General features: G+C 55.6%; 19 protein-coding genes. 16 read left to right on the top strand and 3 right to left on the bottom strand.

Annotation, left to right across the window (positions count from 1 at the left end):
• The 10 genes from H7U36_RS08490 to H7U36_RS08445 all read left to right on the top strand — a co-directional run bounded on the left by H7U36_RS08490 (position 1) and on the right by H7U36_RS08445 (position 11,613).
• Positions 1-558: an ATP-binding protein gene (locus tag H7U36_RS08490; protein WP_191493850.1), complete on the top strand. Its 558-nt coding sequence runs from the start codon at positions 1-3 to the stop codon at positions 556-558.
• Positions 559-583: 25 nt separating this feature from the next.
• Complete coding sequence (locus H7U36_RS08485; RefSeq protein ID WP_205156012.1) at positions 584-964, top strand: (2Fe-2S) ferredoxin domain-containing protein; 381 nt, start codon at positions 584-586, stop codon at positions 962-964.
• A 15-nt stretch (positions 965-979) separates the two neighbouring features.
• A complete protein-coding gene (gene nuoF, locus H7U36_RS08480) occupies positions 980-2,767 on the top strand; it encodes an NADH-quinone oxidoreductase subunit NuoF (protein WP_205156011.1) in 1,788 nt (595 codons plus the stop codon).
• A gap of 15 nt (positions 2,768-2,782) precedes the next feature.
• On the top strand, positions 2,783-4,528 hold the full coding sequence (locus H7U36_RS08475; RefSeq protein WP_138303081.1) for an NADH-dependent [FeFe] hydrogenase, group A6: 1,746 nt from the start codon (positions 2,783-2,785) through the stop codon (positions 4,526-4,528).
• A gap of 459 nt (positions 4,529-4,987) precedes the next feature.
• The gene (locus H7U36_RS08470) at positions 4,988-5,557 is read left to right on the top strand and encodes a VanZ family protein (RefSeq protein ID WP_243127157.1); all 570 of its coding nucleotides are present in this window, start codon (positions 4,988-4,990) and stop codon (positions 5,555-5,557) included.
• 337 nt (positions 5,558-5,894) lie between these two features.
• The gene (locus H7U36_RS08465) at positions 5,895-6,743 is read left to right on the top strand and encodes a helix-turn-helix transcriptional regulator (RefSeq protein ID WP_138303080.1); all 849 of its coding nucleotides are present in this window, start codon (positions 5,895-5,897) and stop codon (positions 6,741-6,743) included.
• Between the two features lie 63 nt (positions 6,744-6,806).
• Entirely contained in the window at positions 6,807-7,763 is a 957-nt protein-coding gene (locus tag H7U36_RS08460) for an AAA family ATPase (protein ID WP_033126325.1), read from the top strand.
• Positions 7,764-7,765: 2 nt separating this feature from the next.
• Entirely contained in the window at positions 7,766-8,815 is a 1,050-nt protein-coding gene (locus H7U36_RS08455; RefSeq protein ID WP_138303079.1) for a DUF58 domain-containing protein, read from the top strand.
• 13 nt (positions 8,816-8,828) lie between these two features.
• Entirely contained in the window at positions 8,829-10,904 is a 2,076-nt protein-coding gene (locus H7U36_RS08450; RefSeq protein WP_033126323.1) for a transglutaminase-like domain-containing protein, read from the top strand.
• 58 nt (positions 10,905-10,962) lie between these two features.
• Complete coding sequence (locus tag H7U36_RS08445; protein WP_191493739.1) at positions 10,963-11,613, top strand: HAD family hydrolase; 651 nt, start codon at positions 10,963-10,965, stop codon at positions 11,611-11,613.
• A 109-nt stretch (positions 11,614-11,722) separates the two neighbouring features.
• Here the strand turns inward: H7U36_RS08445 and H7U36_RS08440 are convergent, their stop codons facing one another.
• Complete coding sequence (locus H7U36_RS08440) at positions 11,723-13,123, bottom strand: CapA family protein (RefSeq protein WP_205156010.1); 1,401 nt, start codon at positions 13,121-13,123, stop codon at positions 11,723-11,725.
• 199 nt (positions 13,124-13,322) lie between these two features.
• Between H7U36_RS08440 and H7U36_RS08435 the strand changes: the two genes are divergently transcribed.
• Positions 13,323-15,050 (top strand): [Fe-Fe] hydrogenase large subunit C-terminal domain-containing protein, encoded by a 1,728-nt coding sequence (locus H7U36_RS08435; RefSeq protein ID WP_205156009.1) that lies wholly within the window; start codon positions 13,323-13,325, stop codon positions 15,048-15,050.
• A gap of 1 nt (position 15,051) precedes the next feature.
• Positions 15,052-16,224, top strand: a complete 1,173-nt coding sequence (locus tag H7U36_RS08430) for a SpoIIE family protein phosphatase (RefSeq protein WP_033126319.1) — start codon at positions 15,052-15,054, stop codon at positions 16,222-16,224.
• A 77-nt stretch (positions 16,225-16,301) separates the two neighbouring features.
• Here the strand turns inward: H7U36_RS08430 and aroA are convergent, their stop codons facing one another.
• Positions 16,302-17,621 (bottom strand): 3-phosphoshikimate 1-carboxyvinyltransferase, encoded by a 1,320-nt coding sequence (gene aroA, locus H7U36_RS08425; RefSeq protein WP_205156008.1) that lies wholly within the window; start codon positions 17,619-17,621, stop codon positions 16,302-16,304.
• A complete protein-coding gene (locus H7U36_RS08420) occupies positions 17,608-18,711 on the bottom strand; it encodes a prephenate dehydrogenase (protein ID WP_033126318.1) in 1,104 nt (367 codons plus the stop codon). The genes aroA and H7U36_RS08420 overlap by 14 nt, the downstream gene beginning before the upstream one ends.
• A gap of 239 nt (positions 18,712-18,950) precedes the next feature.
• On the opposite strand from H7U36_RS08420, the gene H7U36_RS08415 reads away from it, so the two are divergent.
• The 4 genes from H7U36_RS08415 to H7U36_RS08400 all read left to right on the top strand — a co-directional run bounded on the left by H7U36_RS08415 (position 18,951) and on the right by H7U36_RS08400 (position 25,700).
• Positions 18,951-21,026 (top strand): elongation factor G, encoded by a 2,076-nt coding sequence (locus H7U36_RS08415; protein WP_033126317.1) that lies wholly within the window; start codon positions 18,951-18,953, stop codon positions 21,024-21,026.
• Between the two features lie 231 nt (positions 21,027-21,257).
• Entirely contained in the window at positions 21,258-22,619 is a 1,362-nt protein-coding gene (gene trkA / locus H7U36_RS08410; RefSeq protein WP_033126316.1) for a Trk system potassium transporter TrkA, read from the top strand.
• A 12-nt stretch (positions 22,620-22,631) separates the two neighbouring features.
• Positions 22,632-24,074 (top strand): TrkH family potassium uptake protein, encoded by a 1,443-nt coding sequence (locus tag H7U36_RS08405; protein WP_205156007.1) that lies wholly within the window; start codon positions 22,632-22,634, stop codon positions 24,072-24,074.
• Positions 24,075-24,095: 21 nt separating this feature from the next.
• The gene (locus H7U36_RS08400; RefSeq protein ID WP_033126314.1) at positions 24,096-25,700 is read left to right on the top strand and encodes a hypothetical protein; all 1,605 of its coding nucleotides are present in this window, start codon (positions 24,096-24,098) and stop codon (positions 25,698-25,700) included.
• The last annotated feature ends 68 nt before the right edge of the window (positions 25,701-25,768 follow it).

Raw genomic sequence — 25,768 nt, 5'->3', positions numbered from 1 at the left:
ATGCTGCCGGAGATATCCCTTCATATCCTGGACGTGGCGGAGAATTCCGTCCGGGCAGGCGCGACCCTGGTAAGGATCGAAGTGCTGGCTGACACGGCTGAAAATACCCTCTCCGTTACAATAGCGGACAACGGCTGCGGCATGTCAGAGGAACAGCTTGCAAAAGTGGAAGATCCCTTTTTTACCACCAGGAATACCCGGAAGGTGGGGCTTGGCATTCCCTTTTTCAAGCAGGCGGCCCTGGCCACAGGAGGAAGCTTTTCCATCCGGTCAAAGGAGGGGGAGGGGACAGTGACAAAGGCGGTGTTTGTCCTCGACAGCATCGACAGGATGCCCCTGGGAGATATGACAGCCACCATACATACACTTGTCACCTGCCATGAGGAGATGGATCTTTACTACAGATACGCCCGGGACGGACGCGCATTCACGCTGGATACCCGGGAGATGAGGGAAATACTTGGAAATGTGCCGCTGAGCTCGCCGGAGGTGTCCAGGTTCCTGAAGGAATACCTGGATGAGAACCGGAGGGAGGTGGACAGCGGCAGTACGTTATAGGAAAAAGAAAGATTGGAGGAAGGATATGAAATCTCTTGAAGAATTACGTGCCATACGAGAGAAGATGCAGGGAAAAGTAGGCTTCCGCTCCGAGGACGCCACCCAGACCAGGGTGGTGGTGGGAATGGCCACCTGCGGCATCGCAAGCGGCGCCCGCCCTGTACTCACGGCCCTTGCTGACGCTGTGCAGGAGGAGGGTCTGAACAATATCAATGTCACCCAGACAGGGTGCATCGGCCTGTGCCAGTATGAGCCCATTGTGGAGGTCATGGAGCCGGGCAGGGAGAAGGTAACTTACGTGAAAATGACACCCGAGAAGGCGATGGAGGTGTTCCGCCTGCACTTAAAAGGCGGCCAGGTGGTGACCAAGTACACCCTCGCCTCAGAGCAGCTCGGAAAAGAGTAGAAGGAGGTTGCAGCTATGTATCGTTCACATGTACTGGTCTGTGGAGGAACCGGATGTACCTCCTCGGGCAGCCAGAAGATCAGAGACAGACTGGAGGAAGAGATAAGAAAGCAGGGACTGGAAAATGAAGTCGGCGTGGTAAAGACAGGCTGCTTCGGCCTGTGCGCTTTGGGTCCCATCATGATCGTGTACCCGGAAGGGGCCTTCTATTCCATGGTCAAGGAGGAGGATATCCCGGAGATCGTGTCCGAGCACCTCTTAAAAGGAAGAGTGGTCAAGCGTCTCCTCTATGATGAGACAGTCAAAGGCGCGGAGGTGCTGCCGCTCCAGGAGACAAAATTCTACAAAAAGCAGCACCGCATCGCTCTCAGGAACTGCGGTGTCATTAACCCGGAGAATATTGAGGAGTACATCGGCACCGGCGGATACGAGGCGCTGGGGAAGGTGCTCACAGAGATGAAGCCCCAGGACGTGATCCAGATCCTTCTGGACAGCGGCCTTCGGGGAAGAGGAGGAGCCGGCTTCCCCACGGGACTGAAGTGGAAATTCGCCGCCGCCAACGAGGCGGATCAGAAGTATGTCTGTTGTAACGCCGACGAGGGAGACCCGGGAGCATTTATGGACCGCTCCGTGCTGGAGGGAGATCCCCACGTAGTGCTGGAGGCCATGGCCATTGCGGGCTACGCCATTGGCGCCTCACAGGGCTATATCTATGTCCGGGCAGAGTACCCCATCGCAGTAGAGAGACTGAACATTGCCATCGGCCAGGCAAGAGAGTACGGCCTTCTCGGAACAGACATTTTCGGGACAGGATTTGATTTTGACATTGAGCTGCGCCTGGGTGCAGGAGCCTTTGTGTGCGGCGAGGAGACGGCCCTCATGACCTCTATTGAAGGAAACAGAGGAGAGCCCCGTCCCCGTCCGCCATTCCCGGCGCTGAAGGGCCTGTTCCAGAAACCGACTATACTGAATAATGTAGAAACCTACGCAAATATTCCCCAGATTATCCTCAACGGACCAGAGTGGTTCGCCTCCATGGGAACCGAGAAGTCCAAGGGGACAAAGGTCTTTGCCCTGGGCGGAAAGGTGAACAACACAGGACTGGTGGAAATCCCCATGGGCACCACTCTGCGGGAGATCGTGGAAGAGATCGGCGGAGGCATCCCAAAGGGCAAGAAATTCAAGGCGGCCCAGACCGGCGGCCCTTCCGGCGGATGTATCCCGGCAGAGCACTTTGACGTGCCCATTGACTACGACAACCTTATCGCCATCGGCTCCATGATGGGCTCCGGCGGTCTCATCGTCATGGACGAGGACACCTGTATGGTGGACATCGCCAAATTTTTCCTGGAGTTTACGGTGGATGAGTCCTGCGGAAAATGTACCCCCTGCCGTGTGGGTACAAGGCGCATGCTGGAGATACTGGAGAAGATCACAAAGGGACAGGGAACCATGGAGGACCTGGACCGTCTGGAGGAGCTGGCAGAGCACCTGAAATCCAATTCCCTGTGCGCCCTGGGGCAGACAGCCCCCAACCCGGTTCTGTCTACTCTGCGGTACTTCCGGGACGAGTACATTGCCCACATTGTGGATAAGAAATGTCCGGCGGGCGTGTGCAAGGATCTCCTGCAGTACCGGATCGACGCGGACAAGTGCCGGGGCTGTACGCTCTGTGCCCGCACCTGCCCCAATGACGCGATCGTGGGCAAGGTGAGAGAGCCTCACGTGATCAACCAGGAGAAGTGTGTAAAATGCGGCGCCTGCATGGAGAAATGCCGCTTTGGCGCAATCTACAAAGAATAATGGAGGATGGAGAATATGGAGAACATCAACTTAAAGATAAACGGTTTAGAAGTATCCGCTCCGGCTGGTTCCACCATTCTCGAAGCGGCGCACCTGGCGGGCATCCGGATCCCGACCCTGTGTTATTTAAAAGAGATTAACGAGATCGGCGCATGCCGTATGTGCGTGGTGGAGGTCAAGGGGGCTAAGAACCTGGTGGCGGCCTGTGTCTATCCCATCAATGAAGGGATGGAGGTGTGGACCAACACCCCCAGACTCATCAAGTCGAGAAGGCGGACGCTTCAGCTTCTGCTGTCCAACCACGACAAGAAATGCCTCTCCTGCGTGCGCAGCGGTAAATGTGAGCTACAGCAGCTCTGCCAGGAGTACGGCGTGGACGATGAAGACTATTTCCAGGGAGAGTCCAACCACTATGAGCTGGACACCTCCGCGGCCCACATGATCCGGGACAACAACAAGTGTATCCTCTGCCGCCGTTGCGTGGCAGTGTGTGAGAAGACCCAGGGCATCGGAGTCATCGGGCCCAACAACAGGGGCTTTGCCACCTTTATCGGCTCACCCTTTGGCATGGGGCTTGGCCAGACCAGCTGCGTCTCCTGCGGACAGTGCATCGCCGTCTGTCCCACAGGCGCTCTCTATGAGAAGGACTACACCGACCAGATCCTGGAGGCCATCGCGGATCCCGACAAATACGTGGTGGTGCAGACCGCACCCTCTGTCCGGGCCGGCCTTGGCGAGGAGTTCGGCTACCCCATGGGAACCGATGTGGAGGGAAAGATGGTGGCAGCTCTGCGCCGTATCGGATTTGACAAGGTGTTCGATACAGACTGGGCGGCAGACCTGACCATCATGGAGGAGGCCACAGAGCTCCTTGATAGGATACAGAACGGCGGAGTGCTGCCTCTCATCACATCCTGCTCACCGGGCTGGATCAAGTATTGCGAGCACTATTTCCCGGACATGACTGAGAACCTGTCAAGCTGCAAGTCGCCGCAGCAGATGTTTGGGGCCATGCTGAAGACCTATTTTGCCGAGAAGGAGGGCATCGACCCGAAGAAGATCGTGTCCGTCAGCGTTATGCCCTGCACGGCCAAAAAATTCGAGATCGGGCGGGATGACCAGAACGCGGCCGGCGTGCCGGATGTGGACATCGCTATCACCACCCGTGAGCTGGCAAGGCTGATCCGCCGGTGCGGCATATCCTTCACAGCTCTTCCGGACGAGAAATTCGACGATCCCATGGGAGAGTCCACCGGAGCCGGCGTCATCTTCGGAGCCACTGGCGGCGTTATGGAGGCGGCTCTCCGGACAGCGGTGGAGACTCTCACAGGCGAGGAGCTGGCCAAGCTGGAGTTTGCCGATGTGCGTGGAACTAAAGGGATCAAGGAGGCCTCCTACAATGTGGCCGGCATGGACATTAAGGTGGCAGTGGCCTCCGGCCTTGCCAACGCAAGAACCCTTTTAAATAGAGTGAAATCCGGAGAGGCACAGTACCACTTCATCGAGATTATGGGCTGTCCCGGCGGCTGCGTTAATGGCGGCGGACAGCCTCAGGTATCGGGTGAGGTGCGGAATTTCACAGACGTGCGGGCCATCCGCGCCGGCGTCCTGTACCGCAATGATGAGGCCAAGGCCATCCGCAAGTCCCACGAGAACCCGGCTATCAGGAAGCTTTATGAGGAGTATCTGGGCGAGCCCGGCAGCCACAAGGCTCACGAGTATCTGCACACTACCTATGTGAAGCGGACCATCAACGGATAAGACGATAGGACATACAAGAGACACCTCCTAATGTGATATATAAAGAAGCGGGAAGGAAGCCGGTGTGGCTTTCTTCCCGCTTCGAGTGTTATTGCTGCAGGGCTGTACAGAAGGGGGCAAAATTTCCACCTAAAACTTATGGAAACTTCTTTGGGCATGTGATATGATAGTTGCAAAGCATTATATTTCTGGCAGCTTTTTTCTTTTGCGGCGTCTGTCGTGTCTGTAAGTCTGATAAGAAGATCTAAAAGAAATCACGATGCTTCTTATTCCTAATTGACGAAGCAGAGAGGTTTCCTGAAAGCTATGCTTTGAAGCTTATGTTTTCGTCTTTACAGGCTGCCTCCTGCGATACTTGAAAAAGGGGTACCTATAAGTGGAAAAATGTATAAGATAAGACAATCCGGAAGAGGAGTCGTTTTGATTTAAGAGAAAACTAGAGAAAGAGGAGACGGATATATGGATTTATATCAGATCCTGTCTACCCACAGCCGGCCCTGGTCGGAGAGAGAAATCATGTTCTTTGGGATTTTGCTCGTTGCGGGGGCGGCCTTTTTGCTGGCGGCGGCAGGAAGTCACAGGATCAGAAAAAGCCAGGCGGCCGGGATGATGGCCATGCTGGTTTATATAGTGGTTGTGCTGGGATCAACTGTATTCACCAGGGAAGTGAGTGAACGGCAGTGTGAACTGATCCCTCTCTGGTCCTGGAGAGCTGTGCTGTCTGAGCATGACTGGGCGCTGCTGCAGGAGATCATGCTGAACTGCGTTATGCTGGCACCGGCAGGATTGCTTTTGCCATTTGCGGCGGGGAAAAAAGTGCGGCTTCGGGCGGGGATCCTGCTGGGAATCCTGCTGTCCGGTGTGATTGAGGTGAGTCAGTTTCTATTTATGAGGGGACTTTTTGAGTGGGATGACATGTTCCATAATACTCTGGGATGTGTGCTTGGCTGTGCGGTCTCCAACGCTCTGCTGGCCTTCAGGGAAAGCCGGAGGGCCGGTGATCCTTCGGAAGGGGGAGCAAAAGAATAGGAAAGAGTAGAAATCAGCATTAGCCCTTCACAAAAGACAGGATTATAAAAAAGCAGGCAGCTGTTCAAGACCGGACACCGGGAACGGTGAGGGTCAGTGACAGCTGCCTGCTTTTTTGTTCTGCTTTTGTTTCATTGCTGCTTTTCTGCCATTTTTTAGAAGAGATCTCTTGTGTAGATCTGCATATATGTGTCAAAAGAGTCTCTTAAGAAATTGCTAAATCTTCTGATCATATCTGGCACCTCCTCTTTATTTTCAATTGCATTATAGTGTGGCAGGGGATATAATTCTTGTCAAAAGGGAAGATAAATCAGCCAAATCTTGCAGGAGGGGTTTGATGCATTTTTTCTACGAGCTAAAGGAAGATCAGATGGAGATCTATGAAAAGGAGTCTGTCCACTATCCGCCCCACATCCACAAGTCCATGGAATGTATCTATGTGACCAGCGGGACGCTGGAGCTGGGAGTGGGGGAGACGCTGTGCCATATGGAGCCGGGAGATTTCGGGGTTGTTTTTCCCAATGTGATCCACCACTACCAGGTGTTCAGCCGGGAGGAGTCCAGGGCCCTCTACTTTCTGGCGCCGCCTTCATTTGCGGGCTTTTTTTCGGAGCAGCTGCTGACCTGTCAGCCTCTCGGGCCGGTTGTCCCATCGGGGCATGTCCATAGGGATATCCCTTACGCCCTGGAGAGGCTGCGGGAGCTGGAGAATCCCCGGGATGCGCGTCTGGGAAAAATAAAAGACGAGGAGGAGCTTCCGGGAACTGTGCTGCGGCAGGCCTTCACGCAGGTGATTCTGGCCAGGGCGCTGCCTTTTCTGGAGCTGCGAAGGAGAGAAGAGCAGCCGGGACACGATATCGTGTACGATGCGGTGGTCTACATGGCAAAGCACTACGGGGATGAGGAGGTATCCCTCACAAAGATGGCCCAGGATCTGGGATACAGTCCCTTTGCCCTGTCCCGGGTCTTTTCCGGTACCTTTCACACAAATTTCAACCAGTATTTGAATGAACTGCGGCTGAACCAGGCGGTGGCGCTCCTGCAGAGCTCAGAGGATTCCATCACGGATGTTGCCATGAACGCGGGATTTACGAGTATGAGGACGTTTAACAGGGTGTTCCAGGAGCGGTTCCATACGACGCCGAGAGAATACCGGAAGAGACATGCTGCAGAGGTGGATATCTAAAGACAGATATGCTAATATGTTGGCAGGTATACATGATACGAAAAAGGGGAGAGGGGATTTATAATGAATGGAGCATATCAGGAGGCAGCCTGGGGAGTCATCCGCGAGGTGGAGAAGGCTGTCGTTGGAAAAGACCAGGTGATAGAGAAGATCATGACGGCTATCCTGGCGGGCGGCCATATTCTGGTGGAGGATATGCCGGGCACCGGGAAGACGACAATGGCGCTGGCTTTCTCCAGGGCTATGGGACTGAAGGAGAAGCGAGTGCAGTTTACGCCGGATGTGCTGCCCTCTGATCTGACCGGATTTACCATCTATAAAAAGGAGCTGGAGAAATTTGTTTATCAGCCCGGAGCGGCCATGTGCAATTTCCTTCTGGCGGATGAGATCAACCGCACTTCGCCCAAGACCCAGTCCGCTCTTCTGGAGGTGATGGAGGAGGGGCAGGTGACTGTGGACGGCGTGACGAGAAAGACCGGCCGGCCTTTTATTGTCATGGCTACAGAAAATCCTGCAGGTTCAGCCGGAACCCAGCTGCTTCCGGACTCCCAGCTGGATCGCTTTATGATCTGTGTCACCATGGGATACCCGGATAAGGAAGATGAGATCGAGATACTCAAAAGGAATCAGAAGGGACGGCCGGCTGTCAGGACCAGCAATGTGTTCGGCCCGGATATTCTGTGCAAAATGCAGGAAGAGGCGGCAGATACCTATGTCCACGACCTCATCTATGGATATATAGCGGACCTTGTGGAGGCAACCAGAAGCCACGGCCTGATTTCCCTGGGTGTGAGTCCGAGGGGAGCGGTGGCCCTGGCGGCTATGAGCAGGGCCAGGGCCTGGCTGAAAGGGAGAAAATATGTTGTTCCTGAGGATGTGTCCGAAATTTTTGTTGACACAGCGGCCCACCGCATCCAGCTGTCGGCAAAGGCCAGAGTGGGACATGTCCGTCCGGCTGATCTTTTGAGACAAATCGAAGAGAAGGTGCCGGCGCCCTCCATCAGGATAAGGCGGGGATAAATATGGTGCTTCGGATCATTTTGTATGCAGTGGCTGTGGTTTTTACCGGCTATCTGTTTTTTATACTGAACGATACAGTGGTGACGACCGTTCTGATCCTGGAGATCCTCTATCCGGCCGCTGCCTGGTTTTTCCTTGCGGGGGCGAAAAGAGCGGTGGAGGCGCGCCTCGGCTTTGTGCCGGATATGGGGGAAAAGGGGCAGGAGATAGAGGTGCCTGTCCTTGTAAAGAGCAGATATCGGTTTCCTGTCAGGTGTCGGGTCAGCCTACGCGCAGGCAGCCGTTTTCTCCCAGGCAGAAGGCAGCGTGTTTCCTGTTATCTTGTCCCTGGCAGGACGAGAAAGCTTTCGGTCAGGATCCGGGCGGAGCTGAGCGGACGATTGGAGGTCGAACTGACCGGTCTGGTTCTGTGGGATTGGCTGGGGATATTCAAGAGGACTGTGAGGGCAGAAAGCCTGAAGGCAGTGGGCATCTGGCCGGATATGGAGCTCCTGCCGGTGGAGGTGACGAGGAGAACAAGAGAATTTCTTGCAGATGCGGATGAGTACTCTGAGGAGAGGAGCGGGGACGACCCGTCCCAGATTTATCAGATACGGGAGTACAGGCCCCAGGATCCGGCGCGGAACATCCACTGGAAGATTAGCGCCAAGGAGGATGCTGTGATGGTGAAGGAAAACAGCTTCCCTCTGGGGACAGCTGTGCTGGTGCGGATTGACTTCCAAAAGAGCCGGAAAATGGCAGAGGATCTCGACCATATCCTGGGGAGCGCCGCCTCTCTTTGCTTTTCTCTGACAGAGGTCAAATGTGTGCATATGGCTGCCTGGCCGGAGGAGAAAAACCGCCGGATCGTGAAACGGAGGGTGGACAGCGAGGAGAGTCTCTACGAACTGCTCTGGAGTCTGATGGAGATGGAGCCTGTCAGCGACAGAGAGCTGGCGGACGCCTGCTGGGAGGAGGCATTCAGGGGCGTCTGGTTCAGCACAGTCCTGACGATCGACAATGGGGGAGACATTCTCGTCGACGGAGAGAGGCAGGAGCTGCTGCAGGTCTGAGAGGGGGAGAGAGATGAAAAGAGAAAAGGTCAAACATATGTCTGTGAAAGGCGGAGCATCTCTTTTTGCTCTGCGTATCTTTGTGACCTGTCTGGCGGCAGCAGCCTGGTGGGAATGTCTTTTTTCTGTCTTTCCCGGGATGGTGGTGAGTAGAAGCTGGCTGTATGGCGCCGGACTTGTGCTGGCTGTCATCATTGGCGGGGCTGTGTCCTGCCCGCGGCGTAAAGTGGCAGTGCCGGCTGTGATACTGGCTGCGGCTCTTCTGTGCTGGAGATTTTTTTATGTGATACAGGGGGCGGCGGCCCATCTTGTCAACGCCTATCTGGCGGTACACCAGGAGAGAGGGTTTGAAGTCCGGTTCTGGGAGGAGGGGAGCCTTTCAGCCGGGACGCTGGCAGTTGGCACAGCGGTGCTCGTCTGTGTGCCTCTTCTTACGATCCTGCTTCTGGTGATCCGGTGGGGAAGAGGAAAGCTGGTAGCCGTGCTGATCCTCTTGCTTCCCGTACTGGCAGCTATACTGGAAGGAGCTTTTCCGTCTGCCTGGGCGACCTGGATGCTGATTGTGACAGGGGGCTGCTATCTCACTGCCGCGGGAGCGGGAGGAAGAGACATGGCAGGTCCGGCCGGCGCTGCCTGGGCGGGAACCGCTATCGCTGCGGTGACTCTCCTCGTGCTGGGAGGAGTGTCCGTGCTGGCAGGCAGAGCGGCAGATGTGATCCGCCTGGAGGAAGACGGCTTTTACAGTCAGACCAGGCAGGCGATCCAGACCGGAGTCGTGGATAATCTGAATGCCGTCCGGCTGCGCATGGAAGGTCAGGATGAAGAGGCAGACGACAGACCGGAGGAAGAAGAACAGCTGCCGCGGGAAAGGGAGGAAGACAGAGCGGAAGTGGCTGCAAAGGAGGCTCCTTCCGCTTCGGATGAGCAAAGTGAGACGCCCGGAGATAGCGGGGCTGGTACTCTTCCTTGGGACACAGAAGCGGACGGGATGACCGACCTGGCGTCAGTTGCCAGGTTTTCGCCAGACGGGACGGCAGCGGTGGATGTGAGGCTGGAGGAGGCTCCTTACGGAACCGTCTACTATCCCCTCCGATGGGGCGGCGCTTACACAGGGCAGTCGTGGGAGGAGACGTCCGGTGAGGATGGAAGAGATAGTCTCTTTCTCTCCTGGCCGGAGGGACTGGATCGTCTGGAGGAGCTGTGCGCCTCTTGGCCGTCAGATACAGTGGAGGAGGCAGAAAAACAGATTGACAGAGAGTTGACGCAGAAGGCTGTCTATGACACGGAGCCGGGAAGAACACCGACAGGGGAAGATTTCGCGGAGTATTTTGTGTTTGAGAGTGAAAGAGGATTCTGTGTGCATTTTGCCACAGCGGCTGTCCTTATGTACAGGATGATGGGATACCCTGCCAGATATGTGGAGGGCTACGCTGTCCCGGCCTCGGCCTTTTCCAGGCAGGCGGACGGGACCTATCTGGCGGTGGCGGACGGGACCATGGGGCACGCCTGGTGTGAGACATTTGAGGATGGAGAATGGACAGTGCGGGAGCACACTCCTGCTTCCGATGGGAGCGCTTCACCAGGCAGTGAGACGCAGACAGCTTCTGACAGCGCGTTGCGGCACGGGCAGGCGGGCGACCAGGAGAAGGCCGGGCCAGGTGCTATGCGGATCGCGGGAAGGGCGGCTCTCCTTCTGGCTATAGTGGGATGCGTCATAGGCGCATTTTTCCTGCAGGCAGCAGTCCGCAGAAAAAGGCGGCTGCGCGTCCTGGGAGGAAGAAACAGAACAAAAGCGGTGGAGGCCATCTACGGAACGATCTATGACAGGAGCCGTACGATGGGGATGAAGGAGAGCAGCCCCCTGAGAGAGGAGACCTGCCGGCGCATGGCGGATATGTGGGACAGTATTAAGGAGCAGGAGATGAGATGGCTGTATCAGCTTGTGCTGGAAAGTATGTTTAATGAGAAACGTCCGTCTGCCCGGGAGTACAGGAAAGCGATGGACATATACAGGAAGACGGGGGCGGAGATGTACAGTCGGCTGCGGGGATGGCAGAGATGGAAGTATAAATATATCTGGTGCCTCTGACGCCTGGCTGCGAGGCCTGGATATAGCAAGAGGGAAGCAGGGAACAAGGAGGAAGAAAATGAAAGAGTACAAATACATTCTGTTTGACCTTGACGGCACGGTGACAGACCCGGGGGTTGGCATCACAGGCTCTGTCATGTACGCCCTGAAGGGCTTTGGAATCGAGGAGACAGACCGGACCAAGCTGTACCGCTTTATCGGGCCGCCGCTTGCGGACTCCTTCCGGGATTTTTACGGCTTTACCCCGGAGGAGGCAAGGAGAGGCATTAAGCTGTACCGGGAGTACTATAAAGACCGGGGCATTTTCGAGAACAAGGTTTATGAGGGCATGGAGGAGATGCTGGCGGAACTGAAGCGCAGGGGGAAAACGCTGGTGCTGGCCACGTCTAAGCCGGAGTACTTTGCCCGGCAGATACTGGAGCATTTTGGCCTGACCAGATACTTTGCCTATGCGGCAGGGGCTACCATGGACGAGACAAGGGTAGGCAAAGACGAGGTCATCGCCTACGCCATGGACTGCTGCAATATAACGGATCCGGCCCAGGTGCTGATGGTGGGAGACCGGTTCCACGATGTGGAGGGGGCCAGGGCAAACGGCGTGGACAGCCTGGGTGTTCTCTACGGATATGGAAGCAGGCAGGAGCTTTCGCAGGCCGGGGCGGACTACCTGGCAGAGACAGTGGAAGACATCTTGACAATTATAAAATAGAAGAAATAAAAGAAAATGCACTGTCGCATGTGGGAGGATTTCCCACGCGGGCAGTGCATTTTTCTTTGGCATTATTTTCTTATATGGCGTCTTCCCATATGGCATTTTTCTATATGGCGGATTTCAGGGGCAGCGCGGCTTTTACCTTCTCCACGCCCTCTCCGATGATGGCCTGGGTCCTGGCTGCGGACTCGTCCGCCTCAGCCTTGATGCCGGAAAGTCCGGTGGTCTCCTCCAGGGAGGAGGTGTCATTTACCGGGAGGACCGCGAAGGCGGCGCCGGCATCGGTCTCATAGCGGTACGTCCACATGGGAGTGAAGGCCGCGTCTGTGAGTGTGACCTTTCCCTTCTTGTCGCTGGAGAGAGTCAGTGTCAGCAGGTAGCTGTCCTCTGTCTCGCCGGTGGGCATTTCCGCCTGCATGTATTCGCTGCGCTGGTTGGAGAGGAAATTTCCGATGGCGTAGCAGCAGAGCATCTGGTGCTCCCCGTCCGATGAGGTGAGTACGTCTACCGGCTGGATCACGTGGGGATGGCTGCCGATGAGGGTGTCGATGCCCATATCGCAGAGCCTTTGGGCCATATCTGTCTGTTCCTGGGACTGCTGGGTCTGATACTCTGTGCCCCAGTGCATGTAGGCGATGGTGTACTGGACGCCCTCCTCCTTCATGGCGGCCAGTGAGGCCTCCACCTCGCTGTAAAATACATCCGGATTGCTGGGATCAAAGGAGTTGATAAGAGGAGCGACTGCGTCAGACAGGGCAATACCGTTGATGGACTTGGAGCCACTCCCGGCGGTGGTCTCGTACACATAGCTGAGCACGCCCACTTTGATGCCGTTTACATCGACTACATTGTATTTCTTGTGGTCTTTATCCGGCCGGGTGCCCATGTACTGGAGATTTTTCTGGCTCAGGACCTCCATGGTGCGGGCAAGTCCCTCGTCCAGCCCGTCGTACACATGGTTGCTGGCCAGGTTGACCATGTCAAATCCGTCTGCGGCCAGCGCGTCAGCCAGCGCGTCCGGGGCCTTGAACATGGGATAGCCGCTGTACCCGGCCTCCTCACCGGCCAGGGAGGTCTCCATGGTGACTGTGGAGAAATCAGCCGACTCAAGGAGCGGGCGGCAGTGGTCGAATATAGATGTGTAATCGTAGGTGCCGTCCGACGAATTCAGATACACGCCTGACTCCAGAAAGGGCAGGTGAAAGACAATATCTCCCGCCGCTGTCCAGGTGACAGTGGACGGCGTATAAGTCTGAGCCTGGGCGCTGACAGGCTCCGCTTTCCCGTCATCTGCCTTTTTTGCGCCTGACGGAAAGAAGACAGACAGGAGAGCGGCAGCCGCGATGCCGAGGATAATGGTGACAAAGACGAAAAGAAAGAATTTCTGGTCATTTTTCCTCCGGGAATGAGTTCTGGAGCGCCGTACCTCCTGGGCAGCCTGCTCCCTGGCCTCCTGGGCCTGTTGCATTTCCCGGGCTTTTTTTCTGTGGTTTTCAAATTCAGACATCTTTTTTGTTTGAACCGATATTTTGCGATGGAAATACCGGCTCCCCTCCCTCTTATGTAATACTTATATTGTACGTCTGCTTCTGTATAAAAACAAGTCCTGTGGGGTGCTGATTTCAGCCTTTTTCGTTGCCCTGCCTGCACCCGGGATGCTATAATATGCATAAATATGGAAAGAGCGCTGTAAAAGGAGGGCAAAGGTGAGAGTTATAGATTTTAAGGATGCAAGCTGCCGTCACTGCTATAAATGTGTGCGGCACTGTGAGGTGAAGGCGATCTCCGTGCAGAATGAGCAGGCCCACATCATGAAGGATCACTGTATCAACTGCGGCCACTGTCTGGAGGTCTGTCCCCAGAACGCAAAGAAGTTTGCCAGCGATATGGACAGGGTACGTGGATATCTGCGCCAGGGAATGAAGGTGATCATCTCCATTGCGCCCTCCTACCTGGGGGTGCTGGACTACGAACGCCCGGGACAGGTCGTCTCAGCTCTCAAAAAGCTGGGATTTTACGCAGTCAGGGAGACAGCTGAGGGGGCGGCTCTTGTGACGGCCGAGTATCAGAAGCTGCTGCGGGCCGGGGAGATGCCCAATATCATCACTACCTGCTGCCCCAGCGTCAATGACCTGATCGAGAAATATTACCCGGAGCTGGTGCCTCTGATGGCGCCTGTGGTGTCCCCCATGATCGCCCACGGGCGGCTGATCCGGCAGATCTACGGGGAGGATGTGAAGGTGGTCTTCCTGGGACCCTGCATTGCCAAGAAGGCGGAGGCCGAGGGGGACGAGCGGGTGAGCGGAGCGGTGGACGCCATCCTGACCTTTGAGGAAGTGGTGAAGTGGTGGGAGATGGCGGGGATTCGTGTGTCTGCCTGCGAGGATGAGCCCCTGGCAAATCCCTGCCCTATGGTCAATCAGCTCTACCCGGTGGGGGGAGGCATCATCCACTCTGTGCTGGCAGGGCCGGGAGCACCCCTGGAGGGGCAGGGGGGCTACTACAAGGTGGCTGTGGACGGCCTGTCAGCCTGCATGGAGCTTTTTGAGGAGCTGAAAAAAGGGGAGATACAGGGCTGCTTTTTTGAGGTAAACGTGTGCGAGGGGAGCTGCGTCAAGGGACCTGCCTCAGACAAATGGAACCGCTCCGCGGTCCGGGCCAAGATGGACGTGGAGAGGCATGCGGTAAAGCGGGGGCCGGCAGAGGAGACCAGCGGAACCAATGTGGACATGCACAAGACTTTTATGGACTGTCGGGTGGAGGATCCGGCGCCAACGGAGGAGCAGATGGAGGATGTGCTCCGGGCCATGGGAAAATACACGAAGTCCGATGAGCTCAACTGCGGAGCCTGCGGCTATCCCAGCTGCCGGGCCAAGGCCACGGCCGTTTTCCAGGGGAAGGCGGAGATCGGTATGTGTCTTCCCAACGCGGTGGCCCAGGCGGAGTCCATGTCCAATGTCGTCATGGACGTGACGCCCAGCATGATCCTCATTGTGGACAGCCAGATGCGGATACGGGAGTGCAACAAAAAGGCTCTGAAGATTCTGGAGGTCTCCAGGGAGGAGGCGCTGGAGCGGTACATATTTGAGTTTATCGAGTCGGACGATATAGACCAGGTGCTGGATACGAGGGAGCCAATCATCCGGAAGAAAATTCGCCTGGAGCCTGCTGGTCTGCCTGTGGTGGAGAGCATCATTTACATAGACAGGCTGGAGTCTGTGCTTGTCACCTATCAGGACGTGTCCAGGGAGGAGAAGGCAAAGGAGCAGCATTACCACCTGAAAATGGAAACAGTGGAGATGGCCCAGAAGGTTATTGACAAGCAGATGATGGTGGCGCAGGAGATTGCCGGGCTCCTGGGGGAGACAACGGCGGAGACCAAGGTGACCCTGTCCAAGCTGCGGGACTCCATTTTGTTTGAAGAGGAAGATTGATATGAGTGTTTGTCTGGATATTTCGTGGAAAAGCCTGAATAAACATAATGAAGAGCTGTGCGGCGACAAGGTGGAGGTGCTGCACACAGAGAATGCAGATATTGTGATCCTGGCAGACGGCATGGGAAGCGGCGTGAAAGCCAACATACTGGCCACTCTCACTTCCAAGATACTGGGGACCATGTTTTTGAACGGAGCGTCCATTGAGTCCTGCGTGGAGACCATTGCCCGCACGCTGCCCATCTGCCAGGTGCGTCAGGTAGCCTATGCGACCTTCAGCATCCTCCAGATCTTTCATGATGGCAATGCCTATCTGGTGGAATTTGACAATCCGTCCTGCGTCTTTGTGCGGGATAAGAAGATCGTGGACTATCCCTATGAGGAGCGCTTTATAGAGGACAAGAAGATACGGGAGTACCGGTTTCAGGTGAAGATCAATGACTGCTTTGTCCTCATGAGCGACGGAGTGATCTACGCCGGAGTGGGGGAACTGCTCAATTTCGGCTGGACATGGAAGGACATGGCCCAGTACACCCTGAAATGTACAAAGGAGACCCTGTCCGCCTCACGGCTTGCGGCCATGCTGTCCCAGGCCTGCTATGACCTGTACGGGGAAAAGCCCGGGGACGACACCACGGTGGCTGTGGTCAGAGTCATCGAGAGACAGGTAGTCAACATTTTCACAGGGCCGCCTACCAACAAGGAGGATGACGAGCAGCTGATCTGCGACTTCATGAAGAGCGAGGGGAAAAAGGTGGTCTGCGGCGGGACCAGCGCCAATATCGCCGCCCGCGTTCTGAAAAAAGAGATCGTCACTTCCGTGGACTACGCGGATCCATCAGTTCCGCCCACAGCCTCCATCGAGGGGCTGGATCTTGTGACAGAGGGCGTGCTGACCATCGGGAAGGCTCTCAGTATCCTGAAAAAGTACGAGCAGGATGAATTTGACGAGGAGTTTTTCAATGAGCTGGATGCGAAAAACGGGGCCTCAATGCTGGCCAAGCTCATTATCGAGGAGTGCACGGACCTCCACCTTTTTGTGGGGAAGGCCCTGAATCCGGCCCACCAGAACTCCAATCTGCCCTTTGACCTGAGCGTCAGGATGAACCTGGTGGAGCAGCTGAAGGACTGCGTTCAGAAGCTGGGGAAGAATGTAAAGGTCAGATATTACTAGACAATTGACACAATAGTACACCGGTTAACGTAGATGCAGACGTAATACTTTTAAAAAGTATTACGTCTGAAATTGCATTAGTTGAAATAATCGTAGAACCCCGGGAAGGAAATGTCTACACAATTGGCGTTCCTGATGCGGGTCTCACCGCCGGCGGCGAGACCCGCCACGGCGAAGGACATGGCGATGCGGTGGTCCAGGTAGCTGTCGAGGACGGCGCCGTGGAGGGATTTGCCGCCCCGGATGATCATGCCGTCGTCCGTGGGGGTGACGTCGCATCCCATGGCCCGCAGGTTGGCGGTGACAGTGGCGATGCGGTCGCTCTCCTTGACCTTCAGCTCTGCTGCGTCCCGGATCACAGTGGTTCCATCGGCAAAGGCGGCCAGAACTGCGGCCATGGGCAGCTCGTCAATGAGAGTGGGGATCAGGCCGCCCTCTATAGTGACACTGTGAAGGGAGCTGTGCTTTACGAGGAGGTCGGCGGATGGCTCGCCGCCGGCCTGCCGCTCGTTCAGGAGGGTAATATCCCCGCCCATGTCGCGGCAGACTGAAAGAAAGCCCGCCCGGGTGGGATTGATGCCCACATTTTTGATGAGCAGGCTGGAGCCCGGTACCAGGAGGGCAGCGGCAATAAAGTAGGCTGCGGAGGAAATGTCCCCGGGCACCACAATGTCCTGGGCGAACAGCTCCCGGCAGGGCCGGATGGACGCCGTGGCCGTGCCGTCCTCATTTATAATAGAAGAAACATCTGCCCCGAAGCCCTTCAGCATCAGCTCTGTGTGGTTCCTGGAGAGGGCGGGCTCCGTCACGGAGGTGGGTGAGTCCGCGTACAGACCGGCCAGCAGGATGGCAGATTTTACCTGGGCGGAGGCCACCTTAGTAGTGTAGTGGATGCCGTGCAGCTGCCCGGGCTCGATGGCGAGGGGGGCGCATCCGTTTCCGTTTACGCTGCGTATCCGGGCTCCCATCTGGGATAGGGGTTCCATGATCCGCTTCATGGGACGGGTGTTCAGGGAGGCGTCCCCGGAGAGGAGGGAGGGGAAATCCTGTCCCGCCAGGATGCCGGAGACGAGCCTTGTGGTGGTGCCGCTGTTTCCTGTATCCAATACAATTGATACCGCCGGCTCCTGCTGTCCCTTCAGTCCCCTCAGCCCTCTCCCGTGAACCGTCACCTGTCCCGGGGCGGCCTCCACGTCGATCTGGACGCCCAGCCGCCGGAAGCAGTCAATGGTGGAGAGGCAGTCTGCCCCCATGAGGAAATTCCGGATGCGGGTGGTGCCTTTGGCGATAGCGCCGAACATGACTGCCCGGTGGGAGATGGACTTGTCTCCGGGCACGGTGATCTCCCCGTTAAATGGCCGCCCGGCCGGGCGGATGATCCTGCTATTGTCTCTCATAGACGATATACCTGTATTTCTGCAGAAGCTCAGCCGCCTTCCGCGAGGAGGCGTCGTCATAGAACTCGATCCGCAGAACCCCTTCTTCAAATTCTCTGTTGTGCACAATACCTATATTCTTGATGTTGATGTTGTTGGACGCAAGAATAGTGGCGATGGTGGCAATTCCGCCCGCCTCGTCGATGATGTCGCAGTACACCGCGAACACCTTCTTGATGGGGCCCGAGGATCCTCCCGGGATGGAGTTGCGGTAATTCCTGGAGCTGTCAAAGAGCTGGTACAGCGCCTGCTCGTCCCCCTCATCCACAGCCTTTTTGGCCTCCACCAGCATATTGATATACCGCTGCAGGATGACGGAAATATTTTCCCTGTTGTTCAGGCAGATGTGCTGCCACATGGTGGGAGAGGAGGAGGCGATCCTTGTGATGTCCTTAAAGCCGCCCGCTGCCAGCTGCTTCATGAGCTCATCCTTTGTGTCCGTGTCCCGCACCAGGCATACCAGGCTGGCGGCGATGATGTGGGGCAGGTGGCTGATGGTGCCGGTGATCTGGTCGTGCTGCCGGTAGTCCAGCACAACGGGAAGCGCCCGCAGGCTTTCGACAAATGCCTCAAACGCTTCCACCTTTGCCTGTTCCACCTCCTCGGTGGGAGTCAGGATATAGTAGGCGTTCTCGATGAGCATGGCCTTGGAGTTGGCGTAGCCGCTCTTCTCCGAGCCGGCCATGGGGTGGCCGCCGATAAAATATTTTCCAAGCCCCATCCGCTCCACCTCTCTGTGGATGCTGGTCTTCACGCTGCCCACGTCTGTCAGGACGCAGTCCTCATTAAGAAACTGGGAGACCTGCTTTAGGTAGGCGTTGTTGTAGGAGACAGGGGCGCACAGGAAAATATAGCTGCACCCCCGGAAGCTGTCGTCAATGTGGGTGGCCGCCACGTCGATGACCGACTCCTGGGTGGCCAGGGCCAGCGTCTCCTTGTTTTTGTCAAATGCGGTGATGGTGTAATCGGGATAGTACTGCCGGATGGCCTTCGCGATGGAGCCGCCGATGAGTCCCAGTCCGATAAAACCAATTTTTTTCTTCTGATCCATGTACTGTCAAATTCCTCTCTGTAAGCTGAAGCCGCCCCGTTTCATTCTTTGCTCCGGGAGAAGTCGCCTGTCCGCCTGTGAGCAGGCTTATGCGGCTGTCTGCTAAAAATTTTACTACGATTGACAGAAGTTGTCAAAAGAGTATTGAATTTGTAAAACTTGCATGAAAGAGTTGTAAAAACAGAAAATTTTTAGTACAATATACCCATGAGATTTTACAAACGCAAGGAGGCAGCTATATGAAGGTTTACAGAACGGACGAAATCAGAAACGTGGTCCTTTTGGGACATGGAGGAAGCGGAAAGACAAGCCTTGTGGAGGCTATGGCTTACGTCTCCGGTGCTATCAGCCGTATGGGAAAAGTAACGGACGGCAACACCATCAGCGATTTTGATAAAGAGGAGCAGAAACGTAAATTTTCCATCAGCACAACACTGGTGCCCATCGAGTGGGAGAAGGCTAAGATCAATGTCCTGGATACGCCGGGATATTTCGACTTTGTTGGCGAGGTAGAGGAGGCAGTCAGCGCGGCGGACGCGGCGGTCATCGTTGTTTCCGGCAAGGCCGGCGTGGAGGTCGGCACGGAGAAGGCCTGGGAGCTGTGTGACAAGTACAACCTGCCCCGCATGGTCTATGTGACAGAGATGGACGTGGACGACGCCAGCTTCCGCGAGGTCGTGCAGCAGCTCACAGACCGCTACGGCAAGGTGATCGCGCCCCACTTCCAGCCCATCCGCGAAAATGAGAAGCTGGTAGGCTATGTCAATGTCATCAAGAACGCTGGACGCCGGTACACAGGCATCGGCCAGAGAGAGGAATGCGAGATCCCGGACTACTGCAAGCCCAACCTGGAGATATACAGAGAAAAGCTCCTGGAGGCGGTCGCGGAGACCAGCGAGGAGTTTATGGAGAGGTATTTCGCGGGCGAGGAGTTCTCCGTGGAGGAGATCCGGGCCGCCATGCGCACAGAGGTCATGGACGGGGATATCGTTCCTGTGGCCATGGGCTCCAACATCCAGGCCCAGGGCGTTGCCAACCTGCTGTCCGACATCGTCCGCTTCTTCCCCAGCCCGGACTGCAGAAAATGCGCCGGACTGAACCGGACCACCAACGAGATCTTTGAGGCTGACTACAATTTCTCCGCCGCTAAGAGTGCTTACGTGTTCAAGACCATGGTAGACCCGTTTATCGGAAAATATTCCTTCATTAAAGTATGCTCCGGCGTGCTGAAGGGGGATGACACGCTCTACAACACCGCATCAGACACAGAGGTGAAGCTGGGCAAGATCTACACGATGAACGGCAACAAGCCTGTGGAGGTGAGCGAGATGTTCGCGGGTGACATCGGTGCTATCGCCAAGCTGCCGAACACCCAGACGGGAGATACCCTCTCCTCCAAGACAACCCAGGTTGTGTACAGCAAGACCGACTACTCCAAGCCCTATACATATATGAAGTATGTGGTGAAGAACAAAGGCGATGAGGACAAGGTGTCCCAGGCTCTCCAGAGGATGATGGCAGAGGATGTGACGCTGAAGGCTGTCAACGACAGTGAGAACCGGCAGAGCCTTCTCTACGGCATGGGCGACCAGCACCTGGAGATCGTGGCCAGCAAGCTCCTCTCCAGATATAAATGTGAGATTCTCCTGGAGACCCCGAAGGTTGCTTTCCGGGAGACAATCCGGAAGAAATCAGACGTGGACTCCAAGTACAAGAAGCAGACAGGCGGACATGGCCAGTATGGACATGTCAAGATGCGCTTCGAGCCCTCCGGCGACCTGGAGACCCCCTATGTATTTGAGGAAGAAGTTGTGGGAGGCGCTGTGCCAAAGAACTACTTCCCTGCTGTGGAAAAGGGACTTCAGGAGTCTGTTCAGAAGGGGCCCTTGGCCGGATATCCGGTGGTGGGCGTCAAGGCAGTGCTCTACGACGGCTCCTACCACCCGGTAGACTCCTCTGAGATGGCCTTCAAGACAGCCACCATTCAGGCCTTCAAGAAGGGCTTTATGGAGGCCGATCCGATCCTTCTGGAGCCCATCGCGTCTGTGAAGGTTACAGTGCCTGACGAGTACACAGGAGACATTATGGGTGATCTGAACAAGAGGAGAGGCCGTGTGCTGGGCATGAACCCGGTCAGCGGCGGACGCCAGGTCATTGAGGCGGACGTGCCCATGACAGGTATGTTCGGCTACTGCACAACCCTCCGCTCCATGACAGGAGGCCGGGGTACATACGAGTACGCTTTTGCCCGCTATGAGCAGGCGCCTCACGATGTGCAGGAGGCGGAGATCGCCAAGAGGGCAGCGGAGGAATAAGAACACGCTCTTATCTATAGAAGCTTTTCCGCGAAATCATAGATAAAATGCAGGTGTGAAAATAGCACAAAAAGAGGCCGGGGCGGCATACATTTTTTTGTGATGTATGCCGCCCTTTTCATGCCTGTTTCCGTATTGCAGAGCAGATACAAAAGTGCTATAATCCTGTTGCTGTATATCGGAAATGTACAGAGGTTCTAAAGAGAATATGGGAAAAAGAGGTATAAAAAGGTGAAGATAGTTATCATTGGCGACGGAAAGGTGGGGCATAAGCTGTGCGCCCAGTTGTCTGAAGAGGATTATGATATCGTATTGATCGACCAGAACGCAGGGAAGCTGAAGAAAGCCCTGAACCGCATGGACATTTTCTGCATCACCGGCGACGGCGCGAATGTGGAGGTGCAGAAGGAGGCGGACGTGCCTCACGCTGACCTGGTCATTGCCTGTGCATCCACAGACGAGCTTAATATGCTGAGCTGTCTGCTGGCGAAGAGACTGGGGGCAAAGCACACCATTGCGAGGGTCAGAAATCCTGTTTATTACCGTCAGATAGGACTCCTGAAAGAGGACCTGCATCTGAGCATGGCAGTCAATCCGGAGCTGGCTGTGTCCCACGAGATTGCCAGGGTGCTGCTCTTTCCGGACACAAGTAAAGTGGAGACGTTTGTAAAGGGCAGAGTGGAGCTTGTCGAATTCTGCGTGCGCGCTGACAGCAGGCTGAAGGACCTGTCCCTGGCAGATATATACAGAAAATACCAGATCCGTATCCTTGTCTGTGCCGTGCGCAGAGGCAAAGAGGTCTTCATCCCCAACGGTGACACAGTCCTTGAGGAGGGCGACCGGATCCACATTGCAGCCACCCACAGAGAGCTTGAGAACTTCTTCAACGCCCTGGGCAAGAGGACAGGGAAGGTCAAGAACGTCCTCATCTGCGGCGGGGGAGGTGTCAGCTACTACCTGGCTCACCAGCTGCAGCACAGCAGGATGCATGTGAAGATCATCGAAAAGGATTATGCAAGGTGCGAAAAGCTGACAGAGCTCCTCCCCGAAGCAACCATCATCCACGGAGATGCCACCGACCACGACCTTCTCCTGGAGGAGGGAATCGAGAGTGCGGACGCACTGGTGGCGCTGACCGGGATGGATGAGGAGAACATTATCATGGCGCTGTTTGCCAGGACCCAGAACGTGCCGAAGATCATCGCAAAGGTCAACGAGGATTCCCGGGCGCAGATGGTGGAGGGGCTGGGCATTGACAGCATCGTGTCCGCCAAGAGCGTGACGGCGGATGCCATCCTGAGCTATGTGCGGGCCAGGAGGAAATCCATCAAGAGCGCCAATGTGGAGACCCTGTACCGCCTTGTGGAGGGCAAGGTGGAGGCCCTTGAGTTCCTGATCCGTCAGGAGTGCGAGTACACGGACGTGCCGCTCAAAGAGCTTCCCACAAAGCCGGAGTATCTGATCGCCTGCATCGGGCGGAAGGGAAGGATCATCATCCCCGGAGGAGATGACCGGATACAGGCGGGGGACAGTGTTGTCATTGTCACGACAGAGCGCGGGACAGAGGACTTAAGAGAGATGTTCCGCAGATAGAGGTAGACAGATATGAACAAAAAAATGATTTTACATATCCTTGGGAAAATGATGGGGGTAGAGGCTCTTTTGCTTCTGCTCCCGGCCTTTGTGGGACTGCTTTACGGAGAGGCCTGTGCGGTCTGGTTTGTCGTCACGGCGGCGGTCCTGTTTGTGTTCTTTCTCATGACAGGCCTGAAAAAGCCGCAAAATCCAGGGCTTTACGGGAAAGACGGGCTGTTTATCGTGTCCTCGGCCTGGATACTCTGGTCCCTCTTCGGGGCCCTGCCCTTTTTCCTGTCCGGCTCCATACCAAACTATATGGACGCGTTCTTCGAGACCGTGTCCGGATTCACAACGACAGGCTCCACCATCCTGAGGGATGTGGAGGTGCTGCCCCGCTGTATGACCTTCTGGCGGAGCTTTACCCACTGGGTGGGAGGCATGGGCGTGCTGGTCTTTGTCATGGTGCTGACAAATCTGGACAAACAGAGCTCTATCCATCTGATGAGAGCCGAGGTGCCCGGGCCGGAGAAGGATAAGCTGGTACCCAAAGCCAGAGAGACGGCCCAGATACTGTACGGCATGTATTTTGTCCTTACCGTGATCCTTGTCATCCTCCTGATGGCGGGCGGCATGAACCTGTTCGACTCCCTGATCCACGCCTTCGGCACAGCCGGAACCGGTGGATTTTCCAACTACGCGGACAGCGTGGGACATTTTGACAGCGCCTATCTGGACGGGGTTATCACCGTGTTTATGATCCTTTTTGGCGTCAATTTCAACCTGTACTTTTTTATGGTGCTCAGAGACTTTAAGCCGGTCTTCAAAAATGAGGAGCTGCGGGCCTATCTTGTGATCATCGGCGGCGCTATCGCGGCTATTACCGCCAACACCTGCCACCTGTACGGCTCTGTCCTGGAGGCATTCCGCTATGCGGCCTTCCAGGTGGCCTCCATCATCACCACCACCGGCTACGCCACGGCAGACTACACCCTCTGGCCCGTGTTCTCCCAGAGTGTGCTGGCGGCCCTGATGATCGTGGGGGCCTGCGCCTCCTCCACAGGAGGCGGCATCAAGGTGTCCCGCCTTCTGATCTCCCTGAAGAGCATCTGGAAGGAGGTCAAGCAGATGGCCCATCCCAAGTCTGTCAATGTGGTGCGCCTGAGCGGGAAAAAGCTGGGGGAGGACACGATCCACAACGTGTACATCTACCTGATGGCCTACGGCTTCATTGCCATTGTTTCCGTCCTGCTCGTGTCCCTGGACAACTTTGACTTTACCACAAATGTAGGCTCTGTCCTGACCACCATTGGAAATGTGGGCCCGGGACTGAACCTGACAGGGCCTGTGGGAAGCTTTGCGGACTACTCCCTGTTCTCAAAATTTGTATTTTGTATTGATATGTTGGCCGGAAGGCTTGAAATATTCCCCTTTTTGATGTTATTCTCATATATGTGGAGAAAGAAATTCTAACTCCCTCAAAAAGGAGGAATTATGAAAAAGAGTAAAAAGATCATTCTGGGTATTGCGCTGGTGCTTCTTGCAGGTATCTACTATTATATTGCGCTGCCGGCAGTCAATATCCATTCTTCGGACACCTGGTTTTTCCTTCTCTTCCTGCTGGTGGTCCTCGCGGTTGCTTATGCCGCGAGGAAACGGCTGGGGAGAGGGGAGATCAGAAAGTCCCGTCCTATGAAGTTTTTCCTTGGACTGATCCTGGGTGTGGGCATCGTATATCTGGCCGGAACACTGCTATCTTCCCCTGTCATCAACGCAAAGAAATATCAGCAGCTTATGACAGTGGAGGAGGGCGATTTTGCGGAAGATATAGAGGAGCTCTCCTTTGACAAGATCCCGCTCCTTGACAAGGATTCAGCGGAAATCCTGGGAGACAGGAAGATGGGGAGCATGGTGGACATGGTCTCCCAGTTTGAGGCGGATGACATCTACAGCCAGATCAACTACCAGGACCGTCCTGTCAGAGTCACACCGCTGAAATACGCCAGCCCCATCAAATGGCTGACGAACAGGTCGGAAGGGATCCCGGCCTACATCCTCATTGACATGGCCAGCCAGAACACGGAGCTTGTAAAGCTGGATGAGGGGATCAAATATTCCACGAGCGAATATTTTAACCGGAATATCTACCGTCATCTGCGGTTTGCTCACCCCACTTATATCTATGGGGAGCTGAGCTTTGAGATAGACGAGGAGGGGGTGCCCTACTGGATCGCCCCGGTGAAAAAATTCAATATCGGCCTTTTTGGCGGGGAGACGGTAGGAAGAGTAGTCCTCTGCAATGCCATCACGGGAGAGACGACCACCTGTGATGTGGAGGACGCGCCTCAGTGGATCGACAGAGTGTACTCGGCTGACCTTCTGGTTGATCTTTTTGACTATTACGGCACACTGAAGCACGGATTTTTCAACAGTATCCTGGGACAGAGAGACTGCCTGCAGACAACAGAGGGATATAATTATCTTGCGATGGACGATGACGTGTGGATGTACACGGGTGTGACCTCCGTCAACGGTGATCAGTCCAACGTGGGGTTTGTCCTTGCAAACCAGAGGACCATGGAGACCAAGTATTACGAGGTGGAGGGCGCCACCGAGCAGGCGGCCATGGACTCGGCAGAGGGGCAGGTACAAAATCTCAAGTACCAGGCAACCTTCCCGCTGCTGCTGAATATAGCGGATGAGCCCACCTATTTTATCGCTCTGAAGGACGACGCCGGACTGGTGAAAAAGTACGCCATGGTCAATGTGCAGAAATACCAGATCGTGGCCATCGGGGACAGCGTCAGCGAGTGCCAGGAAAACTACCGTGAGCTCCTGGTGAGCAATGGCATCAAAGAGGAAGAGGAGGCTGAGGTGGCTGAGACTATGACAGTCACCGGTGTGATCACCCGGATGGCGGAGGCTGTGGTGGACGGCAACTCCCACTACTACGTCATGGTGGAGGGCTCCGAAGAGATCTTCGATGTGCCGGTGGCGGACTGCCTGGATATCATCCGGTACCAGGAGGGGGACAGTGTCACCCTGGAGTACCAGGAGGGAACGCCGGCCAACACAGTTACGGCCGTGAAGCAGCAGTAGGGATTTTGGCGCGGAGGATGCACGATAAAGAGCTTTGCGATAAAGAATTCATTACAAAGGAGAAGTGA

Origin of the sequence: Faecalicatena fissicatena (genome assembly GCF_016900595.1) — a bacterium.
Classification (GTDB): domain Bacteria; phylum Bacillota; class Clostridia; order Lachnospirales; family Lachnospiraceae; genus Claveliimonas; species Claveliimonas intestinigallinarum.
Note: the sequence above shows the minus strand (reverse complement) of the source record. Positions and strands in the feature narration are given on the sequence as shown.

Coding starts and splice junctions, on each gene's coding strand:
- H7U36_RS08450 (WP_033126323.1), top strand. CDS start 8,829: ATGAAAAGAGAAAAGGTCAAACATATGTCTGTGAAAGGCGGAGCATCT.
- nuoF (WP_205156011.1), top strand. CDS start 980: ATGTATCGTTCACATGTACTGGTCTGTGGAGGAACCGGATGTACCTCC.
- H7U36_RS08460 (WP_033126325.1), top strand. CDS start 6,807: ATGAATGGAGCATATCAGGAGGCAGCCTGGGGAGTCATCCGCGAGGTG.
- H7U36_RS08430 (WP_033126319.1), top strand. CDS start 15,052: ATGAGTGTTTGTCTGGATATTTCGTGGAAAAGCCTGAATAAACATAAT.
- H7U36_RS08455 (WP_138303079.1), top strand. CDS start 7,766: ATGGTGCTTCGGATCATTTTGTATGCAGTGGCTGTGGTTTTTACCGGC.
- H7U36_RS08485 (WP_205156012.1), top strand. CDS start 584: ATGAAATCTCTTGAAGAATTACGTGCCATACGAGAGAAGATGCAGGGA.
- H7U36_RS08415 (WP_033126317.1), top strand. CDS start 18,951: ATGAAGGTTTACAGAACGGACGAAATCAGAAACGTGGTCCTTTTGGGA.
- H7U36_RS08420 (WP_033126318.1), bottom strand. CDS start 18,711: ATGGATCAGAAGAAAAAAATTGGTTTTATCGGACTGGGACTCATCGGC.
- H7U36_RS08470 (WP_243127157.1), top strand. CDS start 4,988: ATGGATTTATATCAGATCCTGTCTACCCACAGCCGGCCCTGGTCGGAG.
- H7U36_RS08465 (WP_138303080.1), top strand. CDS start 5,895: ATGCATTTTTTCTACGAGCTAAAGGAAGATCAGATGGAGATCTATGAA.
- aroA (WP_205156008.1), bottom strand. CDS start 17,621: ATGAGAGACAATAGCAGGATCATCCGCCCGGCCGGGCGGCCATTTAAC.
- H7U36_RS08400 (WP_033126314.1), top strand. CDS start 24,096: ATGAAAAAGAGTAAAAAGATCATTCTGGGTATTGCGCTGGTGCTTCTT.
- H7U36_RS08440 (WP_205156010.1), bottom strand. CDS start 13,123: ATGTCTGAATTTGAAAACCACAGAAAAAAAGCCCGGGAAATGCAACAG.
- H7U36_RS08405 (WP_205156007.1), top strand. CDS start 22,632: ATGAACAAAAAAATGATTTTACATATCCTTGGGAAAATGATGGGGGTA.
- H7U36_RS08475 (WP_138303081.1), top strand. CDS start 2,783: ATGGAGAACATCAACTTAAAGATAAACGGTTTAGAAGTATCCGCTCCG.
- H7U36_RS08490 (WP_191493850.1), top strand. CDS start 1: ATGCTGCCGGAGATATCCCTTCATATCCTGGACGTGGCGGAGAATTCC.
- H7U36_RS08445 (WP_191493739.1), top strand. CDS start 10,963: ATGAAAGAGTACAAATACATTCTGTTTGACCTTGACGGCACGGTGACA.